This window comes from Candidatus Endoriftia persephonae, from assembly GCF_023733635.1.
Lineage (GTDB): Bacteria > Pseudomonadota > Gammaproteobacteria > Chromatiales > Chromatiaceae > Endoriftia > Endoriftia persephonae.
In genome coordinates this window covers 2,365,960-2,387,832 of record NZ_CP090569.1, presented here as the reverse complement: position 1 = coordinate 2,387,832, position 21,873 = coordinate 2,365,960, and the positions used below count along the sequence as shown (strand labels likewise).

Sequence of the window (21,873 nt, the reverse complement as noted above, 5' to 3'; positions counted from 1 at the left end):
TTGAAAAAGTGTGTCATTTGACACAAATCAAGGAGTCAAATGACCCAACGGGAGGAGGATTGCCCCGTTGCATTTTGTCATTGATCGATAGAACGCAGGCTGTATCAATCCGTTCGGAGGAACCATGAAAGCTGCCACTAAGCGAATATGTTCGGTATTGACCGGGGTTGGCCTCGGTTTGGGGTTATCGACGAGTGTCTGGGCCCAGGCCTCGCTCGAAGATGTGATGAAAGAGCGTGGCCTAACGCAGAAAGACTTGTTGGCCGCCGCCAAGACCTATACACCAACTGGCGGTCGTGACGAGTATCTGGCCTTCAGTTCAGGCGGTCAGAGTGGTCATGTGATCGTCTACGGCATCCCGTCGATGCGTATCCTGAAGTACATCGGTGTGTTTACACCGGAGCCTTGGCAGGGTTACGGCTTCGATGACGAGTCCAAAGCCATCCTGGCTCAGGGTAAGATCAATGGCAAGCAGATCACCTATGGTGATACCCACCATCCGGCCTTCTCTGAGACCGAGGGTGAATACAACGGTAAATACCTGTTTATCAATGACAAGGCAAATCCCCGCCTCGCGGTGATCGATCTGCACGACTTTGAAACCAAGCAGATCGTGGTTAACCCCTTCATGAAGTCCGATCATGGTGGTGCCTTCGTCACCCCGAATACGGAATACGTGATGGAGGCTTCCCAGTATGCAGCGCCTGTCAGCCACGATTATGTGCCATTGGAAGAGTTCAATGATAAGTATCGTGGCGCACTGACCTATTGGAAGTTCGACATGAAAGAGGGGCGCATCAAGCCTGAAGACTCTTTTACTTTCGAACTGCCTCCCTATAGCCAGGATCTCTCCGACGCGGGTAAAAAGGTCAGTGCAGGTTGGGGCTTTACCAACTCCTTCTGCTCCGAGCGTTATGTGGGCGGTATCGAGCGTGGTCGTCCTCCCTTCGAGGCAGGTTGCTCCCAGAAGGATACCGACTTCCTGCATGTGACAAACTGGAAAAAGGCCGCTGAGCTGGTTGCCGCCGGCAAGGTTCATAAGGTCAATGGTTCCTATCAGATCACCATCGAGCAGGCTGTTAAAGAAGGCCTGCTCTATCTGATCCCCGAGCCCAAGAGTCCGCACGGTGTGGATGTGAGCCCCGATGGTAAGCACATCATCATCGCCGGTAAGCTGGATAGTCATGCCTGGGTCTACAGCTGGGAGAAGATCCAGAATGCCATCAAGAACAAGAAGTTCGAAGGCAAAGATCCCTATGGCATCCCGATCATCTCGATGAAGGATACCCTGCACACGCAGGTGCAGGTGGGCCTCGGTCCGTTGCATAACCAGTATGATTCCAAGAAGTGCGTGGTCTACACCTCTATCTATGTGGACTCCATGGTCACCAAGTGGGACTACTGCCAAGGCAAGGTGCTGGATCAACTCCACATCCATTACAACATCGGCCACCTGGTCTCCATGGAAGGCGATTCCGTCTCTCCTGACGGCAAGTATCTGGTCTCCCTTAACAAACTGGCCATCGATCGCTTCAACCCTGTTGGCCCCCTGCATCCGCAGAACCATCAGCTGATCGACATCAGTGGTGACAAGATGCAGCTGCTCTACGATATGCCGCTGCCGCTTGGCGAACCTCACTATGTGGTTGCCATCAAGGCCGACAAGCTGAAACCGGCCGTACGCTACAAGTCCGGTTGGGACAGCCGTTCCGACAAGAAATCACCCTGGAAGACCCGTGCTGGCCGTGAGAAGGTGGTGCGCAAAGACGGTGTGGTTCATGTCTACGGTACGGTGATTCGCTCTCACATCACGCCTGAGATCATTGAGGTCGAAGAGGGTGAGACTGTCTCTATCCATCTGACCAACCTGGAACGTGCTGAGGACGAGACCCATGGTTTCGCCATGTATAGCCAGAACGTCAACCTCTCTATTGAGCCTGGCAAGACCGTATCTGCCACCTTCAAGGCTGATAAAGCCGGTGTCTATCCTTACTACTGCACCGAGTTCTGCTCCGCCCTCCACCTGGAGATGCAGGGCTATCTGCTGGTCAAGCCCAAGGGCTACGTGGCCAAAGCAGGCAAGATCGAGGAAGGTCAGAAGTACACCAAGGCTGATTACGACAAGCAGGTGAAAACCAACATCGACACCCAGGCTGTCATCAACTCCGTGGTGGGCTTCATCACCAGTCATAACTACAAGGACTTCCCGGAGGTTGTGGCGCTGGTTGAGGATGCGACCGATCAGCTCGGTTTTGCTGACGAAGCCAAGAAGAAGGCCGAGGCCTATGCCGCCAAGGGTGACTACCAGAACGCGACTCTCTGGGCTGGTCAGCACTGGCAGTACCAGGTCAAGACCGCTGACTTGGGGCTGCGAGCCAAGACCTTCCTTGAGGAGCATGGCGCAAAGAAGGTCGAGCCGAAAAAGGCTAAATAGTGCTGAGAAGCAATTGACCTGAATGAGGAAGGGGGCCTAACGGCCCCCTTTCCTGTTTCTGGGCAGTTATTTCGTTAAAAATTGTGGGTGTATTTTGAGTCAGAGGTTCTCCTGATAACCGTTCAGAACTCGGATATATACATCACTATGAGCCATAATTTGCTGAGGGGCTTCTATTTGATGTTGCTCAATGCGGGGTGCTTTACCCGGTGAGAGACTCCGTCCCCATGAAAAATGGTTGCCTAGTCTGGGTGACTTTGTCTGAAGAAAGAGGAAATACTAATGTTGAAATTGATCTCTTATGCCGCAGTAGCTGCTACACTCTCTTTTGGCGCGCTTGGCAATGCAGTTGCTGCTGACGGTGCGGCGCTCTTTCAAAGCAAGACCTGCTGGTCCTGCCACGGCAAAGATGCCAAGACCCCGATCATGCCCATGTATCCCAAGCTGGCCGGTCAGAATGCCGACTATGCCTTCAACCAGATGAAAGATATTAAGTCCGGTGCTCGTAATAATGGTCAGACTGCTGCCATGAAAGGGGTGATGGGTTTGGTCTCCGAGGCAGAGATGCGTGCCATCGCCGATTGGCTCACCACTCAATAGTCAAAATAATCTTGCAATGAGATTGGATCCGCTGTGGGGTTCATTTCCGTAGCGGGGTTTGACGTATATCAATGAGCGCTAATATTCCCCGTGGAAGAATCCGTCTCCGGAATAGAGGTTGAATTTCCGGTCAGGCAAGAGGTCGGTGAACTCGACCTGGTCTGCGTTAAAGTATTTGTGCCCCGGCACCGGGGAACAGGAGAAAACTTGTAATGAGTATTAAATCTGCATTGACGACCCTATCACTGGCTTTAGGGTTAGCCGTTTCCAGTAGCAGTTTTGCGGGAGAAGGCGATGCCCAGGTGACGGATGTCAAAGACTGGAACAAAGCGGGTGGTGAGAAGACCGAGGCGATGCTCCTGACGCCAGACAGGGAGCGTGGCATTGCGGTCTATGAAGTTTGTTCCGCCTGCCATCTGCTGGAAGGCTGGGGTCTGAAGGACGGCACCTTTCCCCAGCTGGCCGGACAGCACCGGAATGTGCTGATAAAGCAGCTGACCGATATCCGTGCCAAGAACCGTGACAACCCCACCATGTACCCGTTTGCTCTGGATGAACAGATCCTGGCGGTGGCCGGTTATCATGAAGGCGAGATAAAGCCTGCACAGCTGGTTGCTGACGTCACCACCTATATCTCCAAGCTGCCGATGAATCCGGACAACGGCAAAGGCATCTGGGCAGAGGGTACGCCGGAATTTGAGCAGGGTAAGAAGCTCTACGCCGACAACTGCACCCAGTGCCACGGCGACAATGGCGAAGGCAGTAACGAAAAGTTCTATCCTAGGATCCAGGGGCAGCACTACGCCTATATGCTGCGCCAGTTCGAGTGGATTCGTGACGGTAAACGTCGCAATGCAAACCCTGACATGGTGAAACAGATCAAAGGTTTCTCTGACATGGATATGAAGATGGTTATCAATTACGTATCCCGTCAGAAGGTTCCTGCTAAGGACCTTGCTCCTTCCACAGATTACCAGAATCCTGATTACGATTAATCAATGACAGCTGCACCGGATGCCTGGAATATCCGGTGCAGGCTTTCCCGTATATTTCCCCGGGAGCCGCTTAAGGAGCTTCGTTCAGAGGCTCCTTAAGGCTCACCAGGGGACTCAATAACATGTCAGTGATTATGCAAAACAAGCAAACGCTCCAAGTCGCAATACTTTCTCTGATCGCTGCAGGTTTGCTTGCGGCCATCTTTTACAGCCCAATCTGGTGGGTCTCTCTCACGGCGCCAAACTATCCGCCTGAGTCCTTCCCGGATGGTGTGCGGATCCATTTTCATATGAATGGCGTCTTCAACGGCTGTCAAAAGCAGGATAAAGCTGAAATCACTGAAGATGAAGCGCTGGATTGCGTGCATGAGATGGATACCATCAACCACTACGTCGGCATGTATCCGATTGCTGCGGGTGGTCCGGTAGAGCGTGGCTTCGGCCAGTTTCTGATGGTGTTCATGGCCGTTATGCTGTTGGGATTTATCTGCACCAAACCGAAAATCCGTATGGCGTTAATGAGTGCCGGTTTTGCAGGCATTGCCATCTGGATGTCCCTCACACTGTATGGTGAGGATGGTTTTAATCTGCAGAATGAAGGATTTGTCACCGCGCTGGTGACCTCCCTTGACCAGGAGGCGTCCGGCGAATCCGCAGAGCCCGAAATCGTGATAGGCGGGATTACCGGCGTCCTGAAAGACTCGCTGGAGGAGTCTGGAGTGGAGGTCATCCTTCCGTCTGAGGTTGCTGCGAAAAAGGCAAAGGCTAACAAGGTCCATGCCAGCAAGGCACACCTGATTGAACAGCTCAGAACGTCCTACGACATCGACCAGGTCAAGTCGGATACGCTGGAGCCCTGGAACGGTAGTTCGTTCCAGGTCATGTCCTGGCACTATGCGAAAAGTTTGGGCCGTTACTTTAATAACCAGGAAGAGATCGTGCCGATGGTCGCCACCCTGGAGCTAGCTATCAATGTGGTATTCATTGGCCTGATTGGTGCGATGGTGGTGGTTGTGGTCGGCGCGCGGAAGAATAATGGCTTCTTCTATTGGTTGCTGGTGCTGGTGCCTATGGCGTTGCCTGTTTTCTTCATTATCGACTACTCGGCCTGGCTCTGGTGGTATGGCCACACCCTGAATGATATGGGCGCCTTTTCGGTCAAACCCTTCATGCCGACAGTATTTGGTGATGGTAAAGTGGCTCAGTTTGCGACCCACTCCTATCCCTACACAGGCTTCTTTTTGATGCTGTTGACCTCGGTAGTGCTGATTGTGGCGGCATTGATCCGTAAGAAACAGTTTAAGGAGTCGAGTGATTGAAGCCATCGCTTTGGTCACATGCGCTGATCTGTCTGGCCTTTTTGTTGCTGCCTTTGGGCAGCAGCCAGGCAGCCTATCCTTCCTTCCAGGCGCTGATCGATGCGGCCGATCCTAACGGTACGCTGATTCCACCGCCCGGCACCTATGCCGGGCCGGTGACCATCGAGAGTGCCATCACCATCGACGGTCAGGGGAAGGTCACCATCGATGCTGGCGGTAAGGGCTCCGTTATCTACCTGGATACCGATGGCGCAACCCTCAAAAATCTGCATCTGACCAACTCCGGTGAGTCCCACAACGATATCGATTCGGGCATCCAGGTTCGTGGTAACTTCAATGTCATCAAGGATAATGTCATCGACAACACCCTGTTCGGCATTGACCTCCAGCAGTCCGAGAACAACCTCGTGCAGCGCAACCGCATCTCCTCCAAGCCTTTCGATCTTGGCATGCGGGGTGATTCTGTGCGTCTCTGGTACAGTTTCAACAATAAGATTACAGACAATATTATTCGCAATTCCCGGGATATGGTCGTCTGGTACTCGGCGGACAATCTGATTGCCCGTAACGATTCCCGTGGTGGCCGTTACTCTCTGCACTTCATGTATTCAAAATACAATGAGGTGCTTGAGAACCACTACGAAAATAATTCTGTGGGTATCTTCCTGATGTACAGCGACGGCGTACAGGTGAAGAATAACTATATTGCCCACGCTCAAGGCCCAACTGGGATGGGTATTGGTTTTAAAGAGACGTCCGACGTGGATATCGTTGGCAATCAGATTCTCTATTGCGCCACCGGCATCTATCTGGATATCTCCCCCTATGATCCTGATACGACCAATCGGCTGAAGAATAATCTGATCGCCTATAGTGGGATTGGTATGCTGTTCTTGAATGATTGGACGGGGAATATCCTGGAAGGCAATAGCTTTAAGGGTAATATTACTCAGGTCGCAGTTTCCGGTGCGGGCAAAACGGCAAATAGGAACGACTGGCTCGGAAACTACTGGGATGATTATGAAGGTTTCGACCAGGATCGCGACGGCGTGGGTGATAAGCCCTACGAGCTATACAGTTATGCCGACAGAATCTGGATGGATGTGCCGCCTGCCCGTTTTTTCAAAGGTGCACCGGTATTGGAAGTGATGGATTTTCTGGAGCGCCTTGCTCCGTTTACCCGCCCAAATATGCTGGTTCGGGACAAGAAGCCGATGATGACTGCTCAACTAGCTCAGGCAGTTGTTACCGAGCTGGGGGCGGAGAGTGGGTCTGCTGTGACCAGCGAAACAACTGAGGGCGTCAAGGGGGAAAGTCAGGAAGCTTTTGATCCGCTAAAGGCGCTAAGAGAATCGCTGGGAAGGTAGTAACAGCTCAAATTTCTGGAGGCAGGGTCTCTGATGAGTGACAAAACGACGAAAAAACCCAACGCCAAAAAAACGCTTTCACCACGGCGGAAAGAGCAGAGCCGGCGGGAGTTCCTGCGTTCCACTGCGTTGACTGTGGGAGTGGTTGGTGCATCCTTGCTTGGGATTATCCCCGTGGTGCAGGGGGCATCGATCCGGCTGCGCCCCCCCGGTGCGATCAAGACCCCTGATGATGAGCAGGAGTTTTTTGCCTCCTGCATCAAGTGTGGCCAGTGTGTGCAGGTCTGTCCGGTCAATGCAATCAAACTGGCGGACCTCAATGATGGCTTTGGTGTCGGTGTTCCCTATATCGATGCCCGAGCGCAGGCCTGCGATTTCTCCTGCGATGGTTTGCAGTGCGTATTGGCCTGTCCAACCGGTGCCCTGACCCATCATCTCGACTACCCAGCCGATGCCCGTATGGGTTTTGCTCGTCTCGCCCGTCCCGGTGCCTGCCTTGCAGTACAGGGTAAAGGCTTCAAAGGTCAGGCCAGGGGGCCGGACTATGAAGGACTGTTACGCTATGACAAGGTGGACCGCTGGAATCCCATTCCGGTGGCGGATCACCCTTACGACCTGGAGTTATGCGATCTCTGTGTGCGCCAGTGTCCTATTGAGATTCGTATCACCCAGTGTGCGGAAAAGGCGAAGCAGGCCGCAGCCTCTGGAGATAGCGGCAAGGTCGCACGGGTAGCGGAACAGCATGGCAACGAATGTCCGCCAAAGCATGCGATTGCGCTGGAGCCATTCGAGCTGCCCAATGGGGAGACGAGGATGGAACCCGTGATCAAGGAGGGGTGCGTCGGTTGCGGTGTCTGTGAAATGATCTGTCCGGTCGAGTCCGCTGCAATTGTGATCGATCTGGATAAAACTACGGATACGCTGGGAGGTTGATATGCGCTACATAAGAGACTCCCTGTCACAGATATTTGGCGCCAAACCCCGTCGGCCCGCCAAGGGCGAGCAGCCGACCGAATTGCTGGAGATCTATCAGGGCAAGAAAGGCAATCTCTCCAAAGCCGAGATTGAGACAGTACGCCATGAACACAGGAATACCTGCTGTAATAAATGGCAGCGGCGGCGCTGGATCACCCTGATACTGGTCAATCTGCTGTTTGTCGTCTCCTACTATTTCGACGTGCAGCTGCTGGAAGGCGCGCTTACCGCATCACGCTTTGTGGGGTTTCACATGGCGGATCTCAACTCAGCACTGCAGGTGGCTTTGGCATACAAGCATATTGTGCTGAATCTGGTGATCGGCACCACCACCGTGTTTGTGTTGTGGTTGTTGCTCGGTGGCCGCACCTTCTGCTCTTGGGTCTGCCCCTACCACCTGCTCTCCGAGTGGGCGGAGTATCTGCACCTCTGGTTGGTGAAGAAGAAGATCATCAAGAACCATAGTTTCCATCGCGGTACCCGCACCGTCTTCTATCTGATCTTTGCCCTGCTGGCACTGCTCTCGGGCTATACCGTGTTCGAGACGATCTCCCCCACAGGCATCCTGAGTAGGGCACTGATCTATGGCCCGGGAGTGGCGCTGCTCTGGGTCGGGGCGTTGTTGCTGTTTGAGGTTTTCTACTCGCGCCGTGCCTGGTGCCGCTATGTCTGCCCGATTGGCGTTACCTACGGTGTGGTGGGTGTGTTGTCGCCGGTGCGGGTCAAGTACAATGCCGAGGCCTGTCACCATGAGGGTGACTGCCGTAAGGTCTGTCTGGTCCCGCATGTGTTGGATCTGACCATTCGTGGCGCGGCCTATGATGTGAATCAGGATGTGGGCGCAGACTGCACTCGCTGCGGCATGTGTGTGGATGTCTGTCCTACCAGTTCGTTGACTTATGAAGTCAAAGGGTTAAACAAATTTCTCTAGGGCCTGTTAACAGGCCTGATAGTTGCGGTCGCATATTGCATGATCCACTTTTCTAATCTGGTCAAACGTTTTCGTCGCCATGAGGTGCTGAAGGGCGTAGAGCTGACCATCGAGCGCGGCCAGCGGGTCGCGCTGGTGGGTTCCAACGGTGCTGGCAAGACCACCCTGATCCGCTGTCTGCTGGGCGAATACACCTGCGAGGGGCGGGTTACGGTGGATGGCATGGAGCCACGTAAACAGCGCCGCGAAGTGCTCTCCATGGTGGGCTTCGTGCCTCAGTTGCCGCCGCCGCTGCGCATGCCAGTGGGGCAGTTGATTCGCTTCTCCGCTAGCCTCTGCGGGAGCGACCCGGCGCGCATGATCGGGGTGGCGGGCCAGCTCGGCTTTGATGTCGACAAGTTCCGCCATCAGCCCTTCGTCAAACTCTCCGGCGGGCAGAAACAGAAGCTGCTGATCGCCATCGCCCTGGGTCGCGAGAGCGAACTATTGGTGATGGACGAGCCGGCTGCCAACCTCGATCCGGAGGCGCGCCACATCTTCTTCCAGCTGTTGGCGGAGAAGCAGCAGAACGCGGCGATGCTGATCTCCAGCCACCGTCTTGACGAGGTGGCCTCGCTGGTCAATCGGGTGATCGAGATGGACCAGGGCCTTGTGGTGCTGGACGACCAGGTAGCCGATCTGGTGGAGCTCTCCTCGCGGCTACGTGTCCAGGTGCGACTGGTACAGCCGGCCGAGGCGTTCGCCAAGGCGATCGGCGAGTGGGGGTTTCGCGGCTCGGCCGACGGCTTGAGCTGGAGCGGTGTCATCGCTGGCCCCGACCGGTTGCGTTTCCTCGGCCTGCTGTCGCGCTATGCGGCGCTGTTGGCGGGGATGCAGATGGATGAGGCCGAAGCGGATGCCGCATAAGCTTGCCTGCTGGTTGGCGGTTGGCCTTGTGTTGCTGCTTGCCGCCTGCTCCGGCGATCCGGGCACAGGCCCAAAAGATGTGAGGTGGGATCGGGATGCCTGCGAGCGCTGCCGCATGGTACTGAGCGATCGTAACTTCTCGGCCCAGATTCGCTATTTCCCCGAGGGAAAAACCCGCTCCCGAGTGGTCGTCTTTGACGACATTGGCTGTGCCATCTTATGGCTCGAAGAGCAGCCCTGGAAAGATGATCCGCGCACCGAGATCTGGGTCACCGACCACCGCAATGGCGAGTGGATCGACGCCCGCGTCGCTACCTACGTAAAAGGCAAGATCACGCCGATGGAGTTTGGCCTGGGCGCCCAGCCAGAGCCACTCGAGGGCGGGCTCGATTTCGAGCAAGCCAAGCAGCATATCCTCAAGGTCGAGGAGCGCTTCAATATTCACGGCGTGCATCTGCTGGAGCGCTTCAAGCAGCAGGCGGCGCAGCGTGATGCCGCACGCAAGGCGCAGCGGGCGGAGTCGACATTACCCACCATCATTCCCGAGCAGAAACCCTGATGAAACACCTCTGGCTCACCGCCTACACCGATATCATTGAATCCCTGCGTGCGCGCTGGTTTATGGTCTACTCCATGGTCTTTGGTGGCCTGATAGTGATTCTTTTCGCCTTTGGCCTGGCTGAGTCGCGCATCATGGGTTTCACCGGCCTGTCGCGGCTGTTGATCACTTACATCCAACTGTCGATGGCGATGCTGCCGGTGTTTGTGCTGATCACCACGGTGCGTTCGGTTGCGGGGGATCGGGAGGCGGGGATCTTCGAATACCTGCTGTCGCTGCCGATCACCCTCAGCGCTTGGTTTTGGGGGCGGGTCTTCGGCCGCTTCTTCGTGGTGTTTCTGCCGGTGTTTCTAGCGATGCTCGGGGCCACCGCCTGGGGCATGGTGAAAGGGGCGGAGATCCCTTGGGATCTGCTGATCTACTACACTGCTCTGCTGATGTCGCTGGCCTGGTGTTTTCTCGGTATCGGTATGCTGATCTCGACCCTGGCGCGCTCCTCGGATGTGGCGCAGGGGGCGGCGTTTGTGGTCTGGCTGACCCTGTTACTGTTTCTCGATCTGATCCTGCTCGGGGTGATGATCCGCGAAAACCTGCCGCCGGAGACCGCGGTGGCGCTCGCTTTGGCCAATCCGATGCAGGTATTCCGCACCGCCACCATGATGCTGTTCGACCCGCAGCTGGTGCTGCTTGGTCCGACGGCTTACGTGATCCTCGACAACTTTGGCCAGAGCGGCTACATCGCCTATGCGCTGATCTATCCGATCCTGCTGGGTACTGGTTGTGCCGGCCTGGGTTATTTTTTCTTTAAACGCAGCGATCTGCCATGATCCTGGCAGGCTGCTGAAAAACCTTCCTAAACTGCACTCGTCTGAGACCGTTCCTACAACCTGCTAATCATCAACGATGGAGAGATAAGCGAAGATATCGCCTAGCTGCTGGTCGCTGAAATCTGCCAGCAGCTCTTCATCCGGCTCTTCGGGATCGTGGATGCGGATCTTGTTGCGATACTTCTTCACTTGCCGCCAAAGGTAGTTGGTGTATTGGCCGGCTAGCATCGGTACGGCTTTTTTCTGGTCACCCAAGCCTTCACGACCGTGGCAGCTGGCGCACTCCTTTCGGTAAAGCGACTGGCCCTTCGCGATATCCCCCGGCGCGCGCGGGATCTGCATTAGCTTCTTCGACGCCAGCAGCCGGGCATAGGCGTCGAAGTCAGGGGCGGTTTCGTCTACCGGCGGCAGTTTGGTCTTCAGACGAACGCTCTCCAGGTAGATCGCAATATCCTGGATGTCTTCATCTGGCATCTGGCGGTCATCCACATACTCCACCATCGCCAGGTTGGGGCGTTCGCGGTCACGAAACAGGTGTAGCTGGAGGGCGATGAATTCACGCGGCATCCCCGCCAAGCGGGGATATTCGCCATCCTTGCCGCCTTGGCCATACTCGCCGTGACAGCCGGCGCAGAGCTCGTTGATCTCCTCGCCATTGTCCGGGTCATAGTCGTGGGCCGCCAGGCTGAAGGGGGGCAGTAGCAGGGTGAAACCGAGCAGGAGTGTGGTGTATCGAAGTATTTGCATCTGTTCTCTGTTGGGGTGCCGTTTACGGCGTGAGTTTTTTGTTACGGCTGGTTCGTGCCGCGAGCGGCTCTGTTACGGATAATAAAGGATTGAAACAGGGCCGCCCACGGGTGGGCATTAATCTATATCAAATTGGTTGGTTATTCTATTCCCTCTTATTCTGCTTTGGTCGTTTCTCAGCAACTTGCTCAGCGGTCTGATACCAGTCGATATTACGGGTCAGGTACATCACCAGGCCAAGCATCAGAAATAGTCCGATGGAGCCGGCCAGCAGTGCGTACTCCTGTTCATGCAGCAGGGCAAATAGGTAGCCGCAGAGGGTGCTTAGTCCGCCGCTGATCAGGGCGGCGTGGCGTCTGCTGGTGAGAATTCTGCGGGTGTATCCATATATCGGGCCGATGGTCAGCAGGGTTGCCACACAGTAAGCTGCGGTAAAACCGATCTGCTCCGCCAGCGATAGCAGCAGAGAGAAGAGTGTGATGGCACATCCCGCCAACCAGCCCGCACACCTGGTTGGAGTTCGAGCGGTTGCCCGCCCCACATCAGCGGGCTGGCCGAATCGATTGCCTTCGGGTCGCTTATCACGATCACCAGGCTGGCCCGATCCTAGTGCGCCGTGTATCCCGGGTACTCATTCGAGATGGTTTCGATCCTGAAGCGACCGGAGAGTTGCAGCTTTGCCTGGTAGGCGGTATCTCGTAGATGCCTCTACGGCGGGTTTCGCTGGCCAGCCGGGCATGCGCCTGCGCCGCCTGCTCACGACTTAAACTCCGTTCAGCGATCAACCCATCCACCATTGAGATAGAGGGATCTGCAGCAGCAGGATCAGCCCAAAGATGATCAGCAGGCGCAGTGCCGGGTTTTCCTGCTGGGGCCGGGTCAGGATCTTCTGAATGCCAGTCATACTTCGTTCCTCCAGTTATTACCTGGACTATTGAGCCGGATGATTCAGGAGGCCTGATGGCAAAACTGTGGCAATCTGCTGGCATCAAAACCCATGTGACGGGAGTTAGATGCGGGAAAATCTGCTGGAGTAATGCTGTCAGCGCGGGTGTCGGCAAGATTTACATTTTTTTTGGCTCTGCTCTGGCAGCGGATCGTTCATTTTGCCAGGGAATTTACTGACTGCTCAGGATATTAAGGCTGGTATCTAGCGCGTTTTATCTGTTTCCACGGGGCGAACGCCGGGGGAGAGGTGTCGGGGATCTTTACAGAGGCTTTGCCAGCCCTCTTTTGTTATTCAGTTAAGTCATTGGTCGTTATAGGGGAATTAAATTGTGGCCTGAATTTTGCAAAAAATTGTGACAGTCCCTATATCTGATGCCCAGCCTGCAGGTTGGCGTGAGGTGATTTCCTCCGTTTTTGGTATGGCGTGTCATCGGCAACGCTTACCCGTGCGGCGCGAATACGATGTCCATTCGTTTCCGCAGAGGTCAGATACGCCTGGGATGTAGCACCACCTAATAACAATAAAGGTAGACAATGACGATCAAACACCCCCTCAATTGGCCCGGCTCCGCTGAACTGCTCTTCATCGTCATCCTGTTTTTGAGCCTCAATGCCTTTGCCGAGCCTCTGATCCAGACTGGCTTTGACAGCGGTGCGGATGGCTTCAGCTATCAGGACGATAGCTTCCGCAGCACCAGCGCACCCGCCTATGCGGATGGTAGCTGGAACCCCACCGAGGCGGCCCTGCAGATTGATCTGGGTGGTATCGACAAAAGCGACATCTTCGGCATGTCTGGCGGCTGGCAGCGTGACTTCGAGCTCGGCGGCCTGAGCGAGGTGGTGCTGAGTTTTCGCTACAATCTGACTCAGAGCGCCTGGTACGAAAGCAACGAGCAGAGCCAGATACTGGTGAGCATCGACGGCGTGCTGATCGGCGTCTCGCCCAACGACTACATCGATCAGGTGACCGGCAACGGCAACGGTGGCCCGGACGAGACCACCGGCTGGCAGAGTGTTGAGCTCAACCTCGGCAGCCTGTCCGCCGGCAGCCACCGCCTGACCCTGGGTGGCTACAACAACCAGAAGACCCACTACACCGAATACACCACCCTGCTGGTCGACGACCTGAGCCTCAACGCCCTCAGCAGCAACCAGCCGCCCACCGCGGTGGCCAGCGCCACCCCGGACAACGGTGTGGCCCCCCTCGAGGTGAGCTTCAGCAGCGCCGGCTCAACTGATGCCGACGGCAGCATCCAGAGCTACAGCTGGCGCTTCGGCGATGGCAGCAGCGCCACCGACGCCAACCCGAGCCACAGCTACACCAGCCCCGGCAGCTACACGGCGACCCTGACCGTCACCGACGACCAGGGCGGCACCGGCAGCGCCAGCGTGACGATCAGCGTCAGTGATGTGCCCGACACCGAGGCGCCCGGGACCCCCACCGGCCTCAGCGCCAGCGCGAACGGTCCCGCCACCATCAATCTGAGCTGGTCGGCAGCGACCGACAACGTCGGCGTCACCGGCTATCGGATCTTCCGCGACGAGACCGAGATCGCCACCGCAACCACCACCAGCTACAGTGATAGCGGCCTCGATCCCGAGACGACCTACAGCTACAGCGTGACCGCCTACGATGCGGCGGGCAACGAGAGTGCGCCCGGCGAGGCTGCCGAGGCGACCAGCGGCGCACTGCCGGTGCTGACCAGCCTCAGCCTGAACCCGAGCAGCGCCGCGCTCAGCGTCGGCACCAGCCAGCAGTTCAGCGCCAGCGGCCTCGACCAGTACGGCAACGCCATCGCCACCAGCCCGGTGTGGAGCGTCAGCGGCGGCGGGACCATCGACCAGACCGGCCGGTTCACCGCCAGCAGCGCCGGTGGCCCGTTCACCGTCCTGGCCGATGACGGTGGCATCAGCGCCAGCGCGACGGTCACCATCACGCAAAACACCACCCTGATCGAGACCGGCTTCGACAGCGACTCGGACGGCTTCAGCTATGTCGACGACGCCTATCGCGGCACCAGCGCCCCGGGCTTCGCCGACGGCAGCCACCAGCCCGCTGGCGGTTTTAGCGGCGGCGGTCTCGAAGTGGTGCTGGGCGGCATCAACGGCGACGACATCTTCGGCATGTCCGGCGGTTGGCAGCGTGACTTTGAACTCGGCGGCCTCAGCGAGGTCACCCTCAGCTTCCGCTACAACCTGACCCAGAGCCCGTTCTACGAAGACAATGAGCTCAGCCAGATCCTGATCAGCCTCGACGGCGTGCTGATCGGCGTCTCGCCCAACGACCACATCGACCAGATCAGTGGCAACGGTAACGGCGGCCCGGACGAGACCACCGGTTGGCAGCAGGTTGAGCTCAACCTCGGCAGCCTGTCCGCCGGGACACACACGCTGATCCTGGGCGGCTACAACAATCAGAAGACCGCGGCCAACGAGTCGACCCGGATTCAGCTCGATGACCTGCTGCTGCGCACCACCAGCAGCAACCAGCCGCCCACCGCGGTGGCCAGCGCCACCCCGGACAACGGCGTGGCCCCCCTCGAGGTGAGCTTCAGCAGCGCCGGCTCAACTGATGCCGACGGCAGCATCCAGAGCTACAGCTGGCGCTTCGGCGATGGCAGCAGCGCGAGTGAGGCCAACCCGAGCCACAGCTACACCAGCTCCGGCAGCTACACGGCGACCCTGACCGTCACCGACGACCAGGGCGGCACCGGCAGCGCCAGCGTGACGATCAGCGTCAGTGATGTGCCCGACACCGAGGCGCCCGGGATCCCCACCGGCCTCAGCGCCAGCGCGAACGGTCCCGCCACCATCAATCTGAGCTGGTCGGCAGCGACCGACAACGTCGGCGTCACCGGCTATCGGATCTTCCGCGACGAGACCGAGATCGCCACCGCAACCACCACCAGCTACAGCGATAGCGGCCTCGATCCCGAGACGACCTACAGCTACAGCGTGACCGCCTACGATGCGGCGGGCAACGAGAGTGAGCCCGGCGAGCCTGCCGAGGCGACCACCGGCGCACTGCCGATCCTCACCAGCCTCAGCCTGAACCCGAGCAGCGCCGCGCTCAGCGTCGGCACCAGCCAGCAGTTCAGTGCCAGCGGCCTCGACCAGTACGGCAACGCCATCGCCACCAGCCCGGTGTGGAGCGTCAGCGGCGGCGGGACCATCGACCAGACCGGCCGGTTCACCGCCAGCAGTGCCGGTGGCCCGTTCACCGTCCTGGCCGATGACGGTGGCATCAGCGCCAGCGCGACGGTCACCATCACGCAAAACACCACCCTGATCGAGACCGGCTTCGACAGCGACTCGGACGGCTTCAGCTATGTCGACGACGCCTATCGCGGCACCAGCGCCCCGGGCTTCGCCGACGGCAGCCACCAGCCCGCTGGCGGTTTTAGCGGCGGCGGTCTCGAAGTGGTGCTGGGCGGCATCAACGGCGACGACATCTTCGGCATGTCCGGCGGTTGGCAGCGTGACTTCGAGCTCGGCGGCCTCAGCGAGGTCACCCTCAGCTTCCGCTACAACCTGACCCAGAGCCCGTTCTACGAAGACAATGAGCTCAGCCAGATCCTGATCAGCCTCGACGGCGTGCTGATCGGCGTCTCGCCCAACGACCACATCGACCAGATCAGTGGCAACGGTAACGGCGGCCCGGACGAGACCACCGGTTGGCAGCAGGTTGAGCTCAACCTCGGCAGCCTGTCCGCCGGCAGCCACCGCCTGATCCTGGGCGGCTACAACAATCAGAAGACCGCGGCCAACGAGTCGACCCGGATTCAGCTCGATGACCTGCTGCTGCGCACCACCAGCAGCAACCAGCCGCCCACCGCGGTGGCCAGCGCCACCCCGGACAACGGTGTGGCCCCCCTCGAGGTGAGCTTCAGCAGCGCCGGCTCAACTGATGCCGACGGCAGCATCCAGAGCTACAGCTGGCGCTTCGGCGATGGCAGCAGCGCGAGTGAGGCCAACCCGAGCCACAGCTACACTAGCCCCGGCAGCTACACGGCGACCCTCACCGTCACCGACGACCAGGGCGGCACCGGCAGCGCCAGCGTGACGATCAGCGTCAGTGATGTGCCCGACACCGAGGCGCCCGGGACCCCCACCGGCCTCAGCGCCAGCGCGAACGGTCCCGCCACCATCAATCTGAGCTGGTCGGCAGCGACCGACAACGTCGGCGTCACCGGCTATCGGATCTTCCGCGACGAGACCGAGATCGCCACCGCAACCACCACCAGCCACAGTGATAGCGGCCTCGATCCCGAGACGACCTACAGCTACAGCGTGACCGCCTACGATGCGGCGGGCAACGAGAGTGCGCCCGGCGAGGCTGCCGAGGCGACCACCGGCGCACTGCCGGTGCTGACCAGCCTCAGCCTGAACCCGAGCAGCGCCGCGCTCAGCGTCGGCACCAGCCAGCAGTTCAGCGCCAGCGGCCTCGACCAGTACGGCAACGCCATCGCCACCAGCCCGGTGTGGAGCGTCAGCGGCGGCGGGACCATCGACCAGACCGGCCGGTTCACCGCCAGCAGCGCCGGTGGCCCGTTCACCGTCCTGGCCGATGACGGTGGCATCAGCGCCAGCGCGACGGTCACCATCACGCAAAACACCACCCTGATCGAGACCGGCTTCGACAGCGACTCGGACGGCTTCAGCTATGTCGACGACGCCTATCGCGGCACCAGCGCCCCGGGCTTCGCCGACGGCAGCCACCAGCCCGCTGGCGGTTTTAGCGGCGGCGGTCTCGAAGTGGTGCTGGGCGGCATCAACGGCGACGACATCTTCGGCATGTCCGGCGGTTGGCAGCGTGACTTTGAACTCGGCGGCCTCAGCGAGGTCACCCTCAGCTTCCGCTACAACCTGACCCAGAGCCCGTTCTACGAAGACAATGAGCTCAGCCAGATCCTGATCAGCCTCGACGGCGTGCTGATCGGCGTCTCGCCCAACGACCACATCGACCAGATCAGTGGCAACGGTAACGGCGGCCCGGACGAGACCACCGGTTGGCAGCAGGTTGAGCTCAACCTCGGCAGCCTGTCCGCCGGCAGCCACCGCCTGATCCTGGGCGGCTACAACAACCAGAAGACCGCGGCCAACGAGTCGACCCGGATTCAGTTTGACGACCTGCTGCTCACTACTGGTGATGGTTCCGTGGGCGGTGGTGGTGGCGGAGGTCAGCCGATCGATGGTGATCTGGTTGTTATCTCTGCCAACGATCTTGGCATGCACTGCGCTGATCTCGATTACCAGGTGTTCAGCATTCTGCCGCCATTCAATGTGGTTCATGCCCAGGTGGTCAAGAAGGGGGGGGAGGGGCAGTCGCCGGAGATCCTCGACGATACCCAGCTCGAGCTGACCTATGTGGCGACCAGCAGTGCCAACGATCCGGTGGGTGCGGGTTCGATAAATACCACCAGCCAGAACGGTGAGGTCTATAAGAGCAACTTCTGGGAGATTCAGGACGCCAATACGCTGGCCTATGGGGGTTATGGGACACTCTATCCGTTTGATAATGGCCTTAGCATCCTCTCGGGTTTTGAGCATCTGCCGCCCGATCTGGGGTTGCCGGTGCCGGATCTGATGGAGCTGGCGCTGGGCAACCTGGTGGTGCATCAACAGGTGATGCCAGGCATCTCTGATCCCTACAATGCGAATCAGCCGCAGGCGTTCAAGCGCTTTGATCGGGATCTGCCCTTCTTTGCCGCGCTGCCGTTTGGCACCACCATCGAAGGCGTGAACTGGTTTGCCGCAGATGGCATTCCGCTCCTACCGATCGATGATCAGGGACGTTCTAACGCCTATCCGCTGATGACAATCACCGCCGTCGATAAGGCAACAGGTGAGGATCTTGCCAGCACCGATATCGTGGTGCCGGTGGCTTCCGAGGCGGATTGCGTCAACTGCCATGGCACCACCGATGATGGCTATAGTGGTGTTGCTGCCGACTTTGCATCGGTCTCCTTCGACTATGTGAGTCAGGCACTCAATGATGGTGAGATCCCCGGGCCGGAGAAGCACAACAATGCTGCCAAGATCAACATCCTGCGGCTGCACGACACCAAACATGGCACCGATCTCGATAATCAACGGCCGGTGCAGTGTTCCCAGTGCCACTACTCGCCGGCTCTCGATCTGGCACAGCAGGGGCCGGTGGATGATGATCCGGAGTCTGGCGGTCGTCAGCAGACCAGCCATGTTTCGATGTCGCGGGCGATGCATCAGCATCACGGTGAGCTGATGTTTGCTGATGAGCCACTCTTTCCGCAGATGCCGTTGCCGGGTGAGCGCACCCTGGATGAGGCCGCTGATGTATTACAGGCGACCTGTTACCAGTGTCACCCGGGTAAGAACACCCAGTGTCTGCGCGGTGCCATGGCGGCTGGCGGGGTGGTCTGCCAGGATTGTCACGGCAGCATGGTTCAGGTGGGCGATGACTTCACCGAAAACCTCCCGCATACCCCCTATCCGGAGGGAGCCGACTTGAGCAAGCGGGTGCCCTGGGGCAGCGAACCGGGCTGTGGTTCCTGCCATACCGGTGATGCGCTCAATCCGAACCATGAGGGTGAGGGGCTGATTGTGGCGCCAGATGGGATTCGTCTGTTGCAGGCCTACCGCAGCGACGACATCACTGCAGAGCCGATCCGTTCGCCCGCTTCACGCTTCACCGAGAACCAGCCTCTCTATCGCCTGAGTACGGGCCACGGTGGAGTGATGTGCGAGGGCTGCCACGGTAGCACCCATGCGATCTTTCCCAACCCGATGCCGAATGCCAACGACAATGTGACTGCCACCCAGTTGCAGGGCCACAGCGGCACCATCATCGAATGCGAGACTTGCCATGAACCGGGCAGTCTGCCGATGACACTAGGCGGTCCGCATGGCATGCACAACCGGGGTGACATGCGCTGGACCGACCATGAGCACAAGGAGTTCTTCAAGGATGACCCTGACGCCTGTCGCAGCTGTCATGGTGCCGATCTGTTGGGAACTGTGCTCTCTGCGGCTGCTGCAGCTCGTCACTATGAGATAGAAGATAATGAGATAGTTGATATCGCTCGGGGTGAGCCGATCGGCTGTAACCTCTGCCACGAACTACCGGAGGATGAGAATGAGGATTGAACAGTTCGATGAAGCGCGGCTAGCGAAAAACCGGCCGTCATACAGGACCACCCTGCGCAAGGTAATGCTGCTCGAATTCAGGATCCTGCTCGATCTGCTCACCCTTAACGATACTCTGATGAACGATACTGAGACAGATCGCGGTCTGGTGAGCCGAGCGAAGGTGCGTCGCCAGGAACGGATCCTGCGTCTCAACTGCCTTGGCCTGGTCCAGCAGCCCCTGGAGTCGGAGCCCCTCCGTCAGGCCGCACAGCTCGAAAACCCGGTCGCTGTTGAATCGCTTGATCAACTGCGCCGAGTCAAGGAAGGGAGCGTTGAATTGCTTTTTCGGCGTCTGGGCAAACTCCGGCGGAAACCGACGCGCGTAGCTGCGGCGTAACAGCACCTTGTCGCGCAGACCGCTGACCAAGGCGTGATCGGGCAGGGCGTGGATCAGTCGGCGCATGTGCCCGGAGAGAAATGGTGTGCGGCCTTCCAAGGTATTGGCCATCTCCATCCGGTCGCCGACCCAGTTGAGAATCAGCACCGGCAGATGAGTCTTTGCGAAGTAGTTCTGCCACACCAGCAGGGCGTTGTCGGGGGCACAGAGGGCGTCGTTGATCGCCAGTCCGGCGCCAAACCAGCTCTGGATCGAGCTGGCTTGGCTAGCCAGCCAGCTCTCCGCCTCATCCCCGAGCAGCGCCTGGGTGATCGCCTGGATCTGGCCGAACAGCGGATGGGGCACGCCGAGCAGGCGGATGCTGTCGACAAAGTCTTGGCCGCTGCCGGCCGCACTCGATCCAGCCAGCCAGGGGTTCTTGCTGTGGGCGGCGAAACGCCCGTTGTAGAGTTGGTCCCGTCCCCGTGTGCCGAGGGGTATTCTCTCCAGCAGCTGCAGAATCTCGCCGCGGGTCTCGGCCTGCCCGCGGCCGCGCATCACAAATCGCCACCAGTTGGCGTAGCGGTAACTGGGGTAGCCGCAGAGCAGCTCGTCGGCACCGTCACCGGTGAGTACACCGTGTACATACTGGCGAGTGAAGCGGCTCAGCCACCATTTGGCGGCGCCGTTGGTGAAGGGTTGCACCAGCTCGCTGTTCTGCACCGCTAGTGGATAGGCGTAGTCGAGCGCTGTGCCGTCGATCCGTACCAGGTGGGGATTGAACCCGAGATGACGGGCAAAACGCAGCGCCTCTTCTGATTCATCGTAACCGGCCTGTTTGAAACCGACGGTGAAAGTTTTCATCGGCTGCTCGCGCCCGGTGAGCCGGCCCAGCTCGAAGGCGACCGCCTTGGAGTCGACCCCGCCGCTGAGGTAGACCCCCAACTCCACATCGCTCAGCAGGCGCTCCTGCACCGACTGGCTGAAGGCCTGCTCGAACTCATCCTCGCAGGCCAGTCGACTGCCGCGGACGGATTGGCGGATCGGTGTGGTGGCGGTGCGTAGCGTACAGTTGAAAGCCTCGCCATTGCGCCGTGCTCGCAGGATGGCGCCAGGAGGGATCTGGATCAGTTGCTCAAAGGGGGTGCAGATCGGCTCGAACAGGCCGACGAACTGGCGCAGTAGCCCATCCCGGTTCCAGCGTTTTGGAGAGGTAATGCCCTTGATCTCGCTGGCGAACTCCAGGATTCCGCTGCTGAAGCTGTACTCTGGGGAGAAGCTCGCGAAGGTGCGGCTGTCGATGCCGTCGGCGTGCAGAAACAGCGGTTTGACGCCGAAACGGTCGCGGTGGGCGATAAAGCCGCTGCCGTTGCGGGCCAGGATCACAAACGCGTACTCGCCCTCGAGTTGCTCGAAAAATACCTCGCCGAAGGCCTTCCAGCCCTCAATCAGGGTTTCGGTATCGCTACGGGTCTTGAAGCGGATGCCGCTCTGGCGCACGATCGCGTCGCGCAACTGCAGGTGATTGTAGACTTCGCCATTGAAGAGGATCAGATGTTCCCTGTCGTGGCTTGGCATCGGCTGCTGGCCGGCGCTGATATCCTGGAACGCCAGCCGGTAGTGGCTCAGCCAGAAGCGTTCACTCAGTTGTTCCCGGTGTTCGGTATTGCCGCGGTGTGCGATGCGCCGGGCAGCCTGGCGAAAGCCATTGAGCGCTGGCGGGAAGCGATCTCTGATCGACTCGCTGTGAAACAGAATGCCTGAGAAACCACACATAACAAC

Annotated in this window: 16 protein-coding genes; 12 read left to right on the top strand and 4 right to left on the bottom strand. The window is 58.6% G+C overall.

Annotation, left to right across the window (positions count from 1 at the left end):
• Nucleotides 1–124 precede the first annotated feature (124 nt).
• The 10 genes from nosZ to L0Y14_RS10685 all read left to right on the top strand — a co-directional run bounded on the left by nosZ (nt 125) and on the right by L0Y14_RS10685 (nt 10,913).
• Entirely contained in the window at nt 125–2,434 is a 2,310-nt protein-coding gene (nosZ, locus tag L0Y14_RS10730; protein WP_005958984.1) for a Sec-dependent nitrous-oxide reductase, read from the top strand.
• Between the two features lie 282 nt (nt 2,435–2,716).
• A complete protein-coding gene (locus tag L0Y14_RS10725; protein WP_005958985.1) occupies nt 2,717–3,034 on the top strand; it encodes a c-type cytochrome in 318 nt (105 codons plus the stop codon).
• A 302-nt stretch (nt 3,035–3,336) separates the two neighbouring features.
• Nucleotides 3,337–4,029 (top strand): c-type cytochrome, encoded by a 693-nt coding sequence (locus tag L0Y14_RS10720; protein WP_006473861.1) that lies wholly within the window; start codon nt 3,337–3,339, stop codon nt 4,027–4,029.
• 122 nt (nt 4,030–4,151) lie between these two features.
• Complete coding sequence (locus tag L0Y14_RS10715) at nt 4,152–5,348, top strand: hypothetical protein (RefSeq protein WP_005958988.1); 1,197 nt, start codon at nt 4,152–4,154, stop codon at nt 5,346–5,348.
• Nucleotides 5,345–6,715, top strand: a complete 1,371-nt coding sequence (nosD, locus tag L0Y14_RS10710; RefSeq protein WP_006473859.1) for a nitrous oxide reductase family maturation protein NosD — start codon at nt 5,345–5,347, stop codon at nt 6,713–6,715. Before L0Y14_RS10715 ends, nosD begins: the two co-directional genes overlap by 4 nt.
• A 33-nt stretch (nt 6,716–6,748) precedes the next feature.
• Nucleotides 6,749–7,648 (top strand): 4Fe-4S binding protein, encoded by a 900-nt coding sequence (locus L0Y14_RS10705; RefSeq protein ID WP_005958990.1) that lies wholly within the window; start codon nt 6,749–6,751, stop codon nt 7,646–7,648.
• A gap of 1 nt (nt 7,649) precedes the next feature.
• The gene (locus tag L0Y14_RS10700; protein ID WP_005958991.1) at nt 7,650–8,621 is read left to right on the top strand and encodes a NapH/MauN family ferredoxin-type protein; all 972 of its coding nucleotides are present in this window, start codon (nt 7,650–7,652) and stop codon (nt 8,619–8,621) included.
• A gap of 39 nt (nt 8,622–8,660) precedes the next feature.
• Nucleotides 8,661–9,527, top strand: coding sequence for an ABC transporter ATP-binding protein (locus L0Y14_RS10695; protein ID WP_005958992.1), 867 nt, complete (start codon nt 8,661–8,663; stop codon nt 9,525–9,527).
• Nucleotides 9,517–10,086 (top strand): multidrug ABC transporter ATPase, encoded by a 570-nt coding sequence (locus tag L0Y14_RS10690; RefSeq protein ID WP_006473857.1) that lies wholly within the window; start codon nt 9,517–9,519, stop codon nt 10,084–10,086. Before L0Y14_RS10695 ends, L0Y14_RS10690 begins: the two co-directional genes overlap by 11 nt.
• On the top strand, nt 10,086–10,913 hold the full coding sequence (locus tag L0Y14_RS10685; RefSeq protein ID WP_005958994.1) for an ABC transporter permease: 828 nt from the start codon (nt 10,086–10,088) through the stop codon (nt 10,911–10,913). The genes L0Y14_RS10690 and L0Y14_RS10685 overlap by 1 nt, the downstream gene beginning before the upstream one ends.
• A gap of 63 nt (nt 10,914–10,976) precedes the next feature.
• On the opposite strand, the gene L0Y14_RS10680 is transcribed toward L0Y14_RS10685, so the two are convergent.
• The 3 genes from L0Y14_RS10680 to L0Y14_RS16380 all read right to left on the bottom strand — a co-directional run bounded on the left by L0Y14_RS10680 (nt 10,977) and on the right by L0Y14_RS16380 (nt 12,564).
• Nucleotides 10,977–11,660, bottom strand: coding sequence for a c-type cytochrome (locus tag L0Y14_RS10680; protein WP_005958995.1), 684 nt, complete (start codon nt 11,658–11,660; stop codon nt 10,977–10,979).
• Nucleotides 11,661–11,805: 145 nt separating this feature from the next.
• Nucleotides 11,806–12,156, bottom strand: coding sequence for an inner membrane CreD family protein (locus tag L0Y14_RS10675; protein WP_006473856.1), 351 nt, complete (start codon nt 12,154–12,156; stop codon nt 11,806–11,808).
• A gap of 285 nt (nt 12,157–12,441) precedes the next feature.
• Nucleotides 12,442–12,564 carry a hypothetical protein gene (locus tag L0Y14_RS16380; protein ID WP_005958997.1) on the bottom strand — a complete coding sequence of 41 codons (123 nt, stop codon included), beginning with the start codon at nt 12,562–12,564 and terminating at the stop codon, nt 12,442–12,444.
• 56 nt (nt 12,565–12,620) lie between these two features.
• Between L0Y14_RS16380 and L0Y14_RS10670 the strand changes: the two genes are divergently transcribed.
• Nucleotides 12,621–12,785 (top strand): hypothetical protein, encoded by a 165-nt coding sequence (locus L0Y14_RS10670; protein ID WP_240991575.1) that lies wholly within the window; start codon nt 12,621–12,623, stop codon nt 12,783–12,785.
• 357 nt (nt 12,786–13,142) lie between these two features.
• Entirely contained in the window at nt 13,143–19,733 is a 6,591-nt protein-coding gene (locus L0Y14_RS10655) for a PKD domain-containing protein (protein ID WP_270104647.1), read from the top strand.
• Between the two features lie 37 nt (nt 19,734–19,770).
• Here the strand turns inward: L0Y14_RS10655 and L0Y14_RS10650 are convergent, their stop codons facing one another.
• The gene (locus L0Y14_RS10650) at nt 19,771–21,867 is read right to left on the bottom strand and encodes an asparagine synthetase B family protein (protein WP_006475067.1); all 2,097 of its coding nucleotides are present in this window, start codon (nt 21,865–21,867) and stop codon (nt 19,771–19,773) included.
• Nucleotides 21,868–21,873 lie beyond the last annotated feature (6 nt).